The 13,380-nt window shown below is 71.1% G+C and carries 10 protein-coding genes; 5 read left to right on the forward strand and 5 right to left on the reverse strand.

Translation table 11 applies throughout. The features are described 5' to 3' along the window. Positions 1 to 26: 26 nt before the first annotated feature. Positions 27 to 1,145, reverse strand: a complete 1,119-nt coding sequence (locus ABGA99_RS30365) for a site-2 protease family protein (RefSeq protein ID WP_347580885.1) — start codon at positions 1,143 to 1,145, stop codon at positions 27 to 29. A gap of 154 nt (positions 1,146 to 1,299) precedes the next feature. Here ABGA99_RS30365 and ABGA99_RS30370 point away from each other — a divergent pair, with 154 nt between their 5' ends. Further along, positions 1,300 to 2,319 carry a PD-(D/E)XK nuclease family protein gene (locus ABGA99_RS30370; RefSeq protein WP_347583869.1) on the forward strand — a complete coding sequence of 340 codons (1,020 nt, stop codon included), beginning with the start codon at positions 1,300 to 1,302 and terminating at the stop codon, positions 2,317 to 2,319. 33 nt (positions 2,320 to 2,352) lie between these two features. Next, positions 2,353 to 3,024 carry a response regulator transcription factor gene (locus tag ABGA99_RS30375; RefSeq protein ID WP_018836882.1) on the forward strand — a complete coding sequence of 224 codons (672 nt, stop codon included), beginning with the start codon at positions 2,353 to 2,355 and terminating at the stop codon, positions 3,022 to 3,024. A gap of 67 nt (positions 3,025 to 3,091) precedes the next feature. On the opposite strand, the gene ABGA99_RS30380 is transcribed toward ABGA99_RS30375, so the two are convergent. The 4 genes from ABGA99_RS30380 to metH form a co-directional block, all read right to left on the reverse strand. Continuing rightward, positions 3,092 to 4,693: an ABC transporter substrate-binding protein gene (locus ABGA99_RS30380; RefSeq protein ID WP_347580873.1), complete on the reverse strand. Its 1,602-nt coding sequence runs from the start codon at positions 4,691 to 4,693 to the stop codon at positions 3,092 to 3,094. A gap of 59 nt (positions 4,694 to 4,752) precedes the next feature. Continuing rightward, a complete protein-coding gene (locus ABGA99_RS30385) occupies positions 4,753 to 6,357 on the reverse strand; it encodes an ABC transporter substrate-binding protein (RefSeq protein WP_347580874.1) in 1,605 nt (534 codons plus the stop codon). 340 nt (positions 6,358 to 6,697) lie between these two features. After that, complete coding sequence (locus ABGA99_RS30390) at positions 6,698 to 7,432, reverse strand: HAD family phosphatase (protein WP_347580875.1); 735 nt, start codon at positions 7,430 to 7,432, stop codon at positions 6,698 to 6,700. A 166-nt stretch (positions 7,433 to 7,598) separates the two neighbouring features. After that, positions 7,599 to 11,138 (reverse strand): methionine synthase, encoded by a 3,540-nt coding sequence (metH, locus tag ABGA99_RS30395; protein WP_347580876.1) that lies wholly within the window; start codon positions 11,136 to 11,138, stop codon positions 7,599 to 7,601. Positions 11,139 to 11,396: 258 nt separating this feature from the next. Here metH and ABGA99_RS30400 point away from each other — a divergent pair, with 258 nt between their 5' ends. The 3 genes from ABGA99_RS30400 to ABGA99_RS30410 form a co-directional block, all read left to right on the forward strand. Continuing rightward, positions 11,397 to 12,161: an IclR family transcriptional regulator gene (locus ABGA99_RS30400; protein ID WP_347580877.1), complete on the forward strand. Its 765-nt coding sequence runs from the start codon at positions 11,397 to 11,399 to the stop codon at positions 12,159 to 12,161. Positions 12,162 to 12,350: 189 nt separating this feature from the next. Next, entirely contained in the window at positions 12,351 to 13,148 is a 798-nt protein-coding gene (locus tag ABGA99_RS30405) for an MIP/aquaporin family protein (protein WP_347580878.1), read from the forward strand. An 84-nt stretch (positions 13,149 to 13,232) separates the two neighbouring features. Further along, positions 13,233 to 13,380: FGGY family carbohydrate kinase (locus ABGA99_RS30410; protein ID WP_347580886.1), on the forward strand; the 148-nt coding region annotated here is incomplete at its 3' end.

The following is a 13,380-nucleotide window of genomic DNA, read 5'->3' on the forward strand; positions in this document are numbered from 1 at the left end:
CCGTTCACCCTACCGGCCGGGGGTGGTCAGGACTGCGGCCGGGCCATGGCGGCGACGAAGGCGCGCTCGACGTCGGCGGTGGCGAGCACCCCGTAGATGTGGCCGGTCTCCTCCAGCACGAGGTACTCGCTGTGCGGGCTCTCGCGCAGGTGCTCCAGCAGTTGTTCGCCGGTCAGCTCGGCGGAGAGCTTCATCTCGTCGGTGAGGTCCTGGGAGAGCGAGCTGACGGCCACCCAGGGGCGGCGGTGGGCGGGGGTCTGGGCGATGGCCGCGCCGCGTACGACACCGGTGGGATGGCCGCGCCCGTCGACGACGACGAGGGCGCGGGCGCCGGCGGCGTCGGCCCGCCGCAGCGCCTCGGACAGCGGGGTGTCGGGGGTGACGGGGGCCGCCCGGCGGGTGAGGGCGCGGGCGCGCAGCTCGGGCAGCCGCTCGCGCAGCCGGGCCATGCGCAGGCTGTTGCCGGCGCCGGTCCAGATGATCGCGGCGAGGATCGCCGCCAGCAGGGCGTCGGTGACGGTGTCCACGCTGCCGGGGTCGGAGGCGCGGGAGTGGGTGAACAGCGGGAGGCCGATGAGCGTCGCCACGGCCAGCGCACGGCCGACCCAGGCGGCGACGACCGTGCCGGTCATGGGTTTGCCGCTGACCTTCCAGACCGCGGCGCGCAGCATCCGGCCGCCGTCCAGCGGCAGGCCGGGCAGCAGGTTGAAGATGGCGACGATCAGGTTGGAGATCGTGAGCGCGGCCAGGAGCACCGCCGGCACGGTGCCCTCCTCGACGAGCTGGAGGGCGCCGTAGAAGCCGCCGGCGAGCACCAGGGAGAGCAGCGGCCCGGCGAAGGCGAGCCAGAACTCGCGGCCGGGGGTCTCGGACTCCTTCTCGATCTCCGAGACCCCGCCGAAGAACTGCAGCTGGATGCGGCGTACGGGCAGCTTGTAGTGGAGGGCGACGCGCGTGTGGGCCAGCTCGTGGACGAGCACGGAGGCGTAGAACGCGACGGCGAAGAAGAGCGCGATGACGTACCGCAGGGCGCCCAGCTCGGGCAGGATCCGTTCGAGCTGGCCGCCGAAGACCCAGGTGATGAGGGCGGCGACGAGGAACCAGCTCGGGGCGACGTACACGGGCACGCCGAAGGGGCGGCCCATGAGGATGCCGCCGCCGCGGCCGGGCCGATCGCCCCTGCGCTCCTCGCTCACGACTTCCACTCCTGCCCGCTCGCGGCGCCCGTTTTCCTGCCTGTCGGTCCGGCCTGCATCGTATGCCGCCGGATGTCGGTCCCGGGCCCTAGGGTCGTACACCATGAGTACCCGCACCGACACCGGGAACCACCCCGCGGACCCCGTCCCGCCGCCGCCCGAGGGGGGCGGCGGCCCGGACGCGCCACGGGCCCCGGCGCCGCCCCAGGCGCTGTCTCCCTCCCGCGCGGCGGACTTCATGACCTGCCCGCTGATGTACCGCTTCCGGGTGATCGACAGGCTGCCGGAGAAGCCGCGCGCCTCCGCCGCCCGCGGGACTCTGGTGCACGCGGTGCTGGAGAGGCTCTTCGACGATCCTGCCGCCGAGCGTACGCCGCCGCGGGCGCGGGCGCTGGTGGCGCCGGCGTGGGAGCAGCTGCTCGCGGACCGGCCGGAGCTGGCGGAGCTGTTCACGGACGGTGACGGCAGCGGTGACGGGGCCGGGGCCGGGGACGGCGGGGGGGCCGGCGCGGCCGGGGCCGCGGAGCGGCTGGCGGAGTGGCTGGCCGGGGCCGAGCGGCTCGTCGAGCGGTGGTTCACGCTGGAGGACCCGGCGCATCTGGAGCCCGCGGAGCGGGAGCTGTTCGTGGAGACCGTGCTGGCCTCCGGGCTGAAGCTGCGCGGCGTCATCGACCGGGTGGACGTGGCCCCGACGGGCGAGGTCCGCGTCGTGGACTACAAGACGGGAAAGGCGCCCCCGCCGGAGTACGCGGCGGACGCCCTCTTCCAGATCAAGTTCTACGCGCTGGTGCTGTGGCGGCTGCGCGGCAGCGTCCCGCGCCGGCTGCAGCTTGTCTACCTGGGCAGCGGCGACGTGCTGACGTACGACCCGGACGAGGCCGACCTGCGCGGCGTCGAGCGCAAGGTGCTCGCCCTGTGGCAGGCGATCCGGCGGGCGACGGAGAGCGGCGACTGGCGGCCCCGGCCGGGCCGGCTGTGCGGCTGGTGCGACTTCAAGGACTCCTGCCCGGCCTTCGGCGGCACCCCGCCCGCGTATCCGCTGACCGGCGTCGATCTCGGCCTGCCGCAGCCCCGCCCGGCCGGGGGCGGGGACGGTACGCAGGGCAGAATGGACACCGCCTGACAGTTCGGTCCGGCTTGAGGCAGAGGAGACCCTGTGGCCATCCGCGTCCTGCTCGTCGACGACCAGCCGTTGCTGCGCACCGGCTTCCGCATGATCCTGGAGGCGGAGCAGGACATCGCCGTGGTCGGCGAGGCCGGCGACGGGCTGCAGGCGCTCGACCAGGTCCGCGCCCTCCAGCCGGACGTGGTGCTGATGGACATCCGGATGCCCCGCATGGACGGTGTGGAGGCCACCCGGCAGATCACCGGCGCCGGCCGGGACGGGCCCGCGAAGGTGCTGGTGCTGACCACCTTCGACCTCGACGAGTACGTGGTGGAGGCGCTGCGCGCCGGGGCCAGCGGCTTCCTGCTGAAGGACGCGCCTGCCGGGGAGCTGGTGCAGGCGATCCGCGTGGTGGCCGCCGGGGACGCGATGCTGGCCCCGAGCATCACCAAGCGGCTGCTCGACAAGTTCGCGACCAAGCTGCCGACGGGAGAGCAGGACGTGCCGGACACCCTGGACACGCTCACCGAGCGCGAGGTAGAGGTGTTGAAGCTGGTCGCCCGCGGGCTGTCGAACGCGGAGATCGCCGCCGACCTGTTCGTCAGCGAGACGACCGTGAAGACCCATGTGGGCCATGTGCTGACCAAGCTGAGCCTGCGCGACCGGGTGCAGGCCGCGGTGTACGCGTACGAGAGCGGGCTGGTGCGCCCCGGCGGGTCCTGAACGGCGGGCCGGGAGCCCCGCCGCGTGCGGGGCTCCCGGTCGCGTACCCGGGGTCAGGCCGGGCGGGTCACTCCGAGCCCTTCGAGATCTCCCAGAAGCGGAAGACCGTCGAGGCGTCGAGCGTCCACTCCAGGCCGAGGATGTTCTCCCGTGCGGCCGCGTACTGCTTGCCCTGCCACAGCGGTATCACGGGCAACTGGTCCGCGACGATGTCCTGCAGCTCGCCGTAGGCGTCCACCGTGGCCGTACGCTCCGACTGCGCGGCGGTCGCCGGTATCAGCTCGCTGGTGATCCGGCCCGGGTCGTAGTTGTTGGCCAGGACGTTGCCCTCGCCGAAGAAGGGCGCGGTGAAGTTGTCGGGGTCCGGGTAGTCCGGCACCCAGCCCTTGACGTAGACGCCGTACGTGCCCTTCTCGACGCCCTTCTCGAACTCGTCCAGCGGCACGGACTCCACGTCCGCCTCGAACAGCCCGCTGTCGTTGAGCTGCTTGGCGATCAGCTCGAAGGACGGCACCGTGCCGGGCCCGTAGCGCTCGGGCGTGGCGTACAGCGTCACGCGGACCTTCTCGTCGATGCCCGCCTCGCGCAGCACCTGCTCGGCCCTGGACGGGTCGGGGCGGTCGCCGTAGGTGTCGTAGAAGGCGGTGTTGTGGCCGGTGATGCCGGCCGGGACGATCGAGTACAGCTCCTCGGCGGTGCCCTCGTAGACCTCGCGGACCAGCGCGTTGCGGTCGATGAGGTACGCGAACGCCTTGCGCACGGCGGGGTTGCCGGCGACCGGGTCGTCCATGTTGAACACGAGGTGCTGCACCTCGGCGCTGGTGCCCTCGACGAGCTGGATCTTCTGGCCGGCGCCGGCCTGGTCCTGCAGCTCGGCGATGTCCTCCATCGCCAGGCCGCGGTAGGCCAGGTCGATGTCGCCGTTCTCCAGGTCCTCCTTCAGCTTCTCGTCGCCGCCGGTGTCGCCGTAGAGCTTCAGCGTCATCCCGGAGTTCTGCACCTTGGCGGTGCCCTTGTAGCCGGAGTTGACGGAGAACTCGGCCTCCTTCTTCTCCTGGTACGAGTCCAGCTTGTACGGGCCGGAGCCCACGGCCTTGCCGTCGTCGCGGAGCTTGTCCTTGGGGTAGGACTCGCTGTCGACGATCGAGCCGGCGCCGGAGGCGATCTTCATGGGGAAGGTCGCGTCGGGGTAGTCCAGCCGGAACGTCACGGTCAGCTCGTCGGGCGTCTCGATCCCGCCGATCGAGTCGAGCATGACGGCGGGGCCGGCGGGGTCGTCGATGCCGATGGTGCGCTCGAAGGAGAACTTCACGTCCTCGGAGGTGAGTTCCGAGCCGTTCGAGAACTTCAGCCCGTCCTGCAGTGTGCAGGTGTAGACGCGGCTGTCGGCGTCCTCGAAGGTGCACTCCTTCGCCGCCTCGGGCTCGGGCTCCGTGGACCCCTTGGGGAAGCTCAGCAGGGACTGGAAGACGTTGTTGAACACCAGCCAGGAGCCGACGTCGTAGCCCGCGGCGGGATCGATGGCGCTGACCTCGTCGGTCATCCCCATCACGACCGCGTCGCCGGAGCCGGCCCCCGATCCGGAGTCCGAGCCGCAGCCGGCAGCGAGCAGTACGGTGGCCATGGCGGCGCCGAGGGGTGGGGCGAGCCGCTGGACAGCCTTCTTCACGTGTGTGGGTTCCTTCACTCGGGTCGGTTCTCTGCCCGGCGCGGCACCGCCGGAGGCCCCTACTCGCTCAGCCCGCGCCGCAGCTCCCAGAGCTGCAGCGTCGACGACGAGTTGAGCGCCCACTCCGCCCCCGTGACGGTGTCTCGCGCCGCGATGTACTGCTTGCCCTGCCAGAGCGGGAGGTACGGGACGTCGGTGGCGAGGACGTCCTGTATCCGCTCGAAGCTGTCCGTCGTGCGCTCCCGCTGTGCCTCCTGGCGGGTCCTCGGGATCAGGTCCTCGATGACGGAGCTGTCGTAGTTGTTGAAGGTGAAGTTCTCCTCGCCGACGAACGGCCCGGTGAACGTGTCGGGGTCGGGGAAGTCGGGATACCAGTGCAGGCCGTAGACGGCGTACCGGTTCTCCGCGTAGTTCTTCTTGTACGTCTCCCAGGTGTCGCCCTTGATGGTGGCGTCGAAGAGGCCGGACCTGTTGAGCTGGTCGCGCAGCTCCTCGAACTCTGCCTTCGTCGTCTCGCCGTAGTGGTCGGTGGAGTAGTTCAGGGTCAGCTCGACCGGCGTCTCGACGCCCGCCTCACGCAGCAGTTCGCGGGCGCCCTCGGCGTCCGGACGGTCGCCGTAGGCGTCGTGGAACGCGGTGTTGTGGCCGACGATGCCGCGCGGGATCATCGCGTACAGCGGGTCGACGGTGCGCTGGTAGACGTCGCGCGCCAGCTTCGTCCTGTCGATCACCTCGGCCGCCGCCTGGCGTACGGCCCGGTCCTTCACGGTGGGGTTCCGCACGTCGAAGACGAGGTAGGCGATCTCCGCGCCGGGCGTCTCGAAGAGGCTGACGTCGCCGTCGGCGCCCTCGTCGAGGCGGTTGATCTGCTCGGGCTTGAGGCTGCGGCCCATCACGTCGATGTCGCCGCCGGCGATGGCGTCCTCCATGCTCTTGGAGGTGTCGAAGTAGCGGACCTCGACGGCGTCGTTCTGCGGCTCGACCTCGCCCTGGTAGTCGCCGTTGCCGGTGTAGACGGCCTTGGTGGCGACGTCGTCGTCGTGCTCCACCTTCAGGCTGTACGGACCGGAGCCGGCGATCTCGAAGCCCTCGTAGAGCTTGTCCTTCTCGTAGACCTCGCTGTCGACGATGGCCGCGGCGGGGGTGGCGAGCTTGAGGGGGAACGTCGCGTCCGGCGACTTGAGGTGGAAGACCACGGTCAGTTCGTCCGGGGTCTCCACCGTGTCGACGTTGGCGAGCAGCGGGAACGGGCCGTTGGGGTTCTTGATCTTCAGCATCCGCTCGACGGAGAACTTGACGTCCGCGGCGGTGAGGTCGTGCCCGTTGGTGAACGTGAGGCCGTCGCGGAGCGTGCAGCGGTACTGCTCGCTGAGCCGGTCGGCGAAGACGCACTGCTCGGCGGCGTCCGGCTCGGGCTCCGAGCCCGTACGCGGCATCCGCATCAGCGTCTGGAAGGTGTTCTGCAGGACGTTCCAGGAGTTGATGTCGTACGCCGTGGCGGGGTCGAGGGGAGCGGGGTTCTCCTTCGTCAGCTCCAGCCTGTCGGTCGTCCCCACCACGATCGCGTCGTCGTCTCCGCCGGAGTCGCCCACCACGCCGCAGGAGGCAACGACCGGAGCGAGCACGCCCAGCAGCGCGGGCAGCACCAACGACTTACGAATCATGGTCGACTTTCTCCCTCAGGCGTCCCCGGAGAGATTAGCCGGAGCACCCAGCCGGGCCGGGTGGCAGGGAAGTTGAGAAGGAATCACATGCCGATTACGGCCGGCGCTCTTCCGATAACCGGACGAGGGAACAATGACCGCGAACCCCAACCAAACCGGGCACAGGGAGGCACCCCGGGGGACCCTCGGAACCCCTTCAGCACAGTTGCGTACACCTGTCGAGAGCCGTGCGCGTGAGAAAGCTCACCCCGATGAATCCGCGCCGTGAAGCGGCAATGGGGTAACGGCTTTCGTCACGCAAAATACATGAACCACTGCGCGGAGTTTCCCCGCCGCTTTCTCACTGGAGGCGCTCGACTACGGAGCGGAGAAAGGGGAGATCGACTTCCGTGAGGGAACGCACGAGGTGCCGTCCGGGCGCGGGCTCGATCGGCGTCACCGACGGCACCGCCACGACGGCGCAGCCGGCCGCCTCCGCCGCCGTCACGCCGGTGAGGGTGTCCTCGACCACCGCGCAGCGCCGCGGGTCGGCCCCGAGGGCGGCCGCGGCGTGCAGATACGGGTCGGGGTGCGGCTTCGTACGCGGGATCTCGTCGCCGGCCACGGAGAGGTGGAACTCGTGGCCCAGCGAGCGCAGCACCCGGTCGATGATGCGCCGGTGCGAGGCGGAGACGAGGGCCGTGGGCACGTCGTGCGCGGCGAGTTCGGTCAGCAGCCGCCGGGCGCCGGGCATGAGCGGCACGTCGCCGTCGACCAGCTCCTCGAAGCGGGTGTTGAGGCGCACGGTCAGCTCGGCCAGGCCGATGTCGGCGCCGGTGGTGGCGATGAGGAACGCGGCGCTGCGCGACATCGGGCCGCCCACGACGACCTGGCGCTGCTCCTCGGTCAGCTCGTGGCCGAACTCGGCGAAGACCGAGACCTCGGCGGCCCACCAGAAACCCTCGGTGTCGACCAGGGTGCCGTCCATGTCGAGCAGTACGGCCTGCGGGGTCGTACCGCGGATGGACCGCACACGCCGGGCCGGGGCGGTGCCCTGGGCCGTTCGGGTGCCTTCAGCGGGGATGCTGCTGGTCATCCGCTCACCTTCCTCGAAGGGGCGCAAAGGCCGGCCGCCAGAAGCGACCGGCCTGTTCCGGACCGACCAGTGTAAGCCGACTGTCCGAAAAGCGCCCGGCAAGAGGGTTCGGGGCGCTTTGCGGACGGTGCCGGAGGTGCGGGTACGGGCCGGGCGCCGGCGGAGCTCAGCGGGCGTTGAAGTACTTCGCCTCGGGGTGGTGGATGACGATGGCGTCCGTGGACTGCTCCGGGTGGAGCTGGAACTCCTCGGAGAGCTTCACCCCGATCCGCTCGGGCCCCAGCAGGTCGGCGATCTTCGCCCGGTCCTCCAGGTCCGGGCACGCGCCGTAGCCCAGCGAGAACCGGGCGCCGCGGTACTTCAGCGCGAACATGTCCTCGATCTCCGCCGGGTCCTCGCCGCCGTAGCCCCACTCGGCCCGTACCCGCGCGTGCCAGTACTCCGCCAGCGCCTCGGCGAGCTGCACGGAGAGCCCGTGCAGCTCCAGGTACTCGCGGTAGGAGTCGGCGGCGAACAGCTCGGCGGCGGCCTCGCCGATCTTCGAGCCGACGGTGACGATCTGGAAGCCGACGACGTCCGTCTCGCCGGAGTCCTCCGGACGGAAGAAGTCCGCCAGGCACAGCCGCCGGCCGCGCCGCTGCCGCGGGAAGGTGAAGCGGGTGCGCTCGGCGCCGTCGTCGCCGAGGACGATCAGGTCGTCGCCCTTGGAGACGCAGGGGAAGTAGCCGTAGACGACGGCCGCCTCCAGCAGGTTGCCGGTCTGCAGCCGGTCCAGCAGCCCGCGCAGCCGCGGCCGGCCCTCGGTGGCGACCAGGTCCTCGTACGACGGGCCGCCGCCGCGCGGCGCCTTCAGCCCCCACTGGCCCTTGAACAGCGCGCCCTCGTCCAGCCAGGAGGCGTAGTCGGCCTGCTGGATGCCCTTGACGACCCGGGTGCCCCAGAACGGCGGGGTGGGCACGGGGTTGTCGGTGGCCACGTCGGAGCGGGCGGAGGCGCCCTCGTCGTCGGCGGCGGGCGCGGGGGTGGCCGCGCGTACCCGGCGGGGGCGCAGCTCGGGCAGCTCGGCGCCGGGGACGCCGCGCTTGACGCCGATGAGGGCGTCCATGAGCCGCAGCCCCTCGAAGGCGTCGCGGGCGTAGCGGACCTCGCCCTCGTAGACCTCGTGCAGGTCCTGCTCGACGTACGCGCGGGTGAGCGCGGCGCCGCCGAGGATCACCGGGTACCGGGAGGCCAGCCGGCGCTGGTTCAGCTCCTCCAGGTTCTCCTTCATGATCACCGTGGACTTCACCAGCAGCCCGGACATCCCGATCACGTCGGCCGCGTGCTCCTCGGCGGCCTCCAGGATCGCCGAGACGGGCTGCTTGATACCGAGGTTGACCACGTTGTAGCCGTTGTTGGACAGGATGATGTCGACGAGGTTCTTGCCGATGTCGTGGACGTCGCCGCGCACGGTGGCCAGCACGATCGTGCCCTTGCCGGAACTGCCCTCGTCGCCCTCGACCTTCTCCATGTGCGGCTCCAGATAGGCCACCGCGGTCTTCATCACCTCGGCGGACTGGAGCACGAACGGGAGCTGCATCTGCCCGGAGCCGAACAGCTCGCCGACGACCTTCATGCCGTCCAGCAGCGTCTCGTTGACGATCTCCAGGGCCGGCCGCCCGGCGAGCGCCGCGTCCAGGTCGGCCTCCAGGCCGTTCTTCTCGCCGTCGATGATCCGCCGCTTCAGCCGCTCCTCCAGCGGCAGCGCGGCCAGTTCCTCGGCCTTGCCGGCCTTCATCGACCTGGTGTCGACGCCCTCGAACAGCTCCAGCAGGCGCTGCAGCGGATCGTACGCGGGCTCGTCACCCTCGGCCGGGCGGCGCCGGTCGTGGATGAGGTCCAGGCAGACCTGCACCTGCTCCTCCTCCAGCCGGGCGATCGGCAGGATCTTGCTGGCGTGCACGATCGCCGAGTCGAGGCCGGCCTTCACGCACTCGTCGAGGAAGACGGAGTTGAGCACGACCCGGGCGGCCGGGTTGAGACCGAAGGAGATGTTCGACAGGCCGAGCGTGGTCTGCACGTCGGGGCGGCGGCGCTTGAGCTCGCGGATCGCCTCGATGGTGGCGAGGCCGTCGCCGCGGGACTCCTCCTGGCCGGTGCAGATGGTGAACGTCAGGCAGTCGATGAGGATGTCGGACTCGTGGATGCCCCAGTTGCCGGTGAGGTCGTCGATGAGCCGCTCGGCGATGGCGACCTTGTGCTCGGCGGTACGGGCCTGGCCCTCCTCGTCGATGGTCAGCGCCATCAGGGCGGCGCCGTGCTCGCGGGCGAGGGTGGCGACGCGGGCGAAGCGGGACTCGGGGCCGTCGCCGTCCTCGTAGTTGACGGAGTTGATGACGGCCCGGCCGCCGAGCTTCTCCAGGCCCGCGCGGATCACGTCGACCTCGGTGGAGTCCAGCACGAGGGGCAGCGTGGAGGCAGTGGCGAACCGGCCCGCCAGCTCCGCCATGTCGGCGGCGCCGTCGCGGCCGACATAGTCGACGCACAGGTCGAGCATGTGGGCGCCCTCGCGGATCTGGTCGCGGGCCATCTCCACGCAGTCGTCCCAGCGGCCTTCGAGCATGGCGGTGCGGAACTTCTTCGAGCCGTTGGCGTTGGTGCGCTCGCCGATCGCCAGGTACGAGGTGTCCTGCCGGAACGGCACCGTCTGGTAGAGCGACGCGGCCCCCGGCTCCGGCCGGGGCTCGCGCCCGCCCGGCTGCAGGTCCCGTACGCGCTCGGTGAGCTGCCGCAGGTGCTCCGGGGTGGTGCCGCAGCAGCCGCCGACCAGGGACAGCCCGTACTCGCGGACGAACGTCTCCTGGGCGTCGGCCAGTTCGCCAGGGGTCAGCGGGTAGTGGGCACCGTCCTTGCCGAGGACGGGGAGGCCGGCGTTGGGCATGCAGGACAGCGGCACCCGGGAGTGCCGGGCGAGGTAGCGCAGGTGCTCGCTCATCTCGGCCGGTCCGGTGGCGCAGTTCAGCCCGATCATGTCGATGCCCAGCGGCTCCAGCGCGGTGAGCGCGGCGCCGATCTCGCTGCCGAGCAGCATGGCGCCGGTGGTCTCGACGGTCACCGAGCAGATCAGCGGCAGGTCCACGCCCGTCGCGGCCAGCGCCCGGCGGGCGCCGAGGACGGCGGACTTGGTCTGGAGCAGGTCCTGGGTGGTCTCGACGAGCAGCGCGTCGGCGCCGCCGGCGATCATGCCCTCGGCGTTCTGCTGGTAGGCGTCGCGCAGTGTGTCGTACGCGATGTGGCCGAGGGTCGGCAGCTTGGTGCCCGGGCCCATGGAGCCGAGGACCCAGCGCTGCCTGCCGTCGCCCGCGGTGTGCGCGTCGGCGGACTCGCGGGCGATGCGGACGCCGGACTCGGAGAGCTCGAAGATCCGGTCGGCGATGTCGTACTCGCCGAGGGCCGCGTGGTTGGCGCCGAAGGTGTTGGTCTCCACGCAGTCGACGCCGGCCGCGAAGTACTCGTCGTGCACGGAGCGCACGATGTCGGGGCGGGTGACGTTGAGGATCTCGTTGCAGCCTTCGAGCTGCTGGAAGTCGTCCAGCGTGGGCTCCTGCGCCTGGAGCATCGTGCCCATGGCGCCGTCGGCCACCACCACGCGGGTGGCGAGGGCCTCGCGCAGTGCGTCGGCGCGGGTCTGCTGGCTGGCGGCGGGCTGGGACGGCTGCGAGGCCATGGGGATACTCCCTCGTGTGCGACGGCTGTCGGCTATGCGCGGCCCGCGGGGACCGGTGCACGGGCCAAGGGTATCGGCCGGAGCCGGTACGGCGCGGGCTGTCCCACGACCCGGACGGCGCAGGTTTGCGCGGTTTTCCGGCAGACTCGGGCGTGATCGGCACGTCCGGGGTCTTCCCCGACCACCCCCTAGCGGCGGGACAATGACCGATACTGTTCAGCATTGTCGAACCGCCGGTCTCGTTGAGGAGGATCTTCCGTGGCACGGAACATCCAGTCGCTCGAGCGAGCGGCTGCGGTGCTGCGCCTGCTGGCCGGAGGGGAGCGGCGCCTGGGCCTGTCCGACGTCGCCTCGACGCTGGGCCTGGCCAAGGGCACGGCGCACGGCATCCTGCGCACGCTGCAGCAGGAGGGCTTCGTCGAGCAGGACCCGGTCTCCGGGCGGTACCAGCTCGGCGCCGAGCTGCTGCGCCTGGGCAACAGCTACCTGGACGTGCACGAGCTGCGCGCCCGCGCCCTGCCCTGGACCGACGACCTGGCCCGGGCCAGCGGCGAGAGCGTGCACCTGGGCGTGCTGCACCACCAGGGCGTGCTCATCGTCCACCACGTCTTCCGGCCCGACGACAGCCGGCAGGTGCTGGAGATAGGCGCCATGCTGCCGCTGCACAGCACGGCGCTGGGCAAGGTCCTGTGCGCCGTGGACCCGGTGGCACACGCCGAGGCCGCGGAGAGCGACCGCAAGGCGCTCACGCCCGCCACGGTCACCGAGGCGGCCGATTTCGAGGGGATCCTGGAGCTGACCCGCGCCCGCGGCTGGGGCTCGGACGTCGAGGAGACCTGGGACGGCATCGCCGCCGTCGCCGCCCCCGTACGCGACCGCCGCGGCATGCCCGTGGGCGCCGTGGGCGTCACCGGTGCGGTGGAGCGCGTCTGCCCCGGCGGCGAGCTGCGGCCCGAGCTGGTGGCCGCGGTGCGCGACTGCGCCCGTGCGGTGGCCAGGGACCTGGGCGCCGGGCGCTTCTGACCGCGCGGGCCTCCTCCGACTGGCCGATTCCCCGTTTTCCCGCCACCGGGCCTTGACGCGCCTGTGACGTGGCGGAACACTGCCGTGCACCGGTCGGCATTGTCGAACACCTAACGATAATTTTGACGTAGGGTGTGATGCGCGGAGCGGATTCCTTGTACGGACCAGCCAGGACAAAGGAGTCGCAGGATGGACCCGTCCAATTGGGACATATTTAGCGGCGAGGTGCTCGGGACGGCCTTGTTGATCGTCCTCGGTGGCGGCGTGGTCGCCGCCATCACCTTCAAGAAGTCCAAGGCACATCAGGCGGGCTGGGTCGCGATCGCCTTCGGCTGGGGTCTCGCGGTCCTGGTCGGTGCCTACGCGGTCGCCGGCGTATCCGGCGCCCACCTCAACCCCGCGGTGACCCTCGGGCTTGCGATCAAGGGCGACACCGACTGGGGCGACGTACCGCTCTACCTCGCCTCCGAGATGCTCGGTGCCATGATCGGTGCCGCGTTCGTCTGGCTGGCCTACTACGGCCAGTTCCACGACCACCTGACCGACAGGGAAGTCATCGGTCACCTGGAGAACGCGGACGCGAAGGCGATCGAGGCCCATGAGAAGGGGGCGGGCCCGGTGCTCGGCATCTTCTCCACCGGCCCCGAGATCCGCAACGCCGTGCAGAACCTCATGACAGAGATCATCGGCACCTTCGTCCTGGTCATCGCGATCCTCACCCAGGGGCTCAACGACGAGGGCAACGGGCTCGGCACGCTCGGCGTGCTGATCGTCGCCCTGGTGGTCGTCAGCATCGGCCTCTCGCTCGGTGGCCCCACGGGTTACGCCATCAACCCCGCGCGCGACCTCGGGCCGCGCATCGTCCACGCCCTCCTGCCGCTGCCCAACAAGGGCGGCTCGGACTGGGCCTACGCGTGGGTCCCCGTCGTCGGTCCGCTGATCGGCGGCGCCGCCGCCGGCGGCCTGTACCAAGCCGTCTTCGCCTGAGCCGGACGTCCCGCCCGCCCGCCGGGCGGGACGGCGCAGGGCCCCACCTCGACCCATGCCGGACCAACGACGTATCGGAGCGACATGACCGACGCACACACTGCAGGCCCGTTCATTGCGGCTATCGATCAGGGGACGACTTCGAGCCGGTGCATCGTGTTCGATACCGATGGCCGGATCGTGTCGGTGGATCAGAAGGAACACGAGCAGATCTTCCCCAGGCCCGGGTGGG

It is taken from the genome of Streptomyces sp. B5E4 (assembly GCF_039871555.1).
GTDB lineage: Bacteria > Actinomycetota > Actinomycetes > Streptomycetales > Streptomycetaceae > Streptomyces.